Source organism: Thermophilibacter sp. ET337, from assembly GCF_024733715.1.
Taxonomy (GTDB): domain Bacteria; phylum Actinomycetota; class Coriobacteriia; order Coriobacteriales; family Atopobiaceae; genus Thermophilibacter.
Map to the genome: position 1 here is coordinate 1 of NZ_JANRHO010000022.1, position 388 is coordinate 388.

General features: G+C 68.3%; 1 protein-coding gene. It reads left to right on the forward strand.

The genetic code is table 11. The features are described from left to right. On the forward strand, nt 1–388 hold a 388-nt coding region (locus NW198_RS09635; RefSeq protein ID WP_258340947.1), incomplete at both ends, for a Spy0128 family protein.

A 388-nucleotide genomic window follows, 5' to 3' on the forward strand; every position in this document is an offset into this window, starting at 1 on the left:
ACCCTCGACGTCGCCAAGACGGTGACGGGCGCCGACAACCCCGGCGACTTCTCCTTCACCGCCGAGCTCACGTCCGACAACGCCGACGGCGTGCAGTCCGGCCTCGACGAGGACGGCAAGCTCCACGCGACGGTGGCGGGCGGCCTCGAGGACGGCCAGACCAGCAAGGCCAACTTCCCGGAGCTGACCTTCTCCAAGGCGGGCACCTACACGTTCAAGGTGACCGAGGACGGCGCGGCCGCGTTCAACGACGACACCGCTAACCGCAACGGCTGGACCTACGACGAAACCGAGCGGACCGTCACGGTCGTGGTCGAGAACAACGGCGACGGCACCCTGAGCGCCTCCTTCGAGGGCGCCAGGACCCCCGAGTTCGTGAACAGGTACG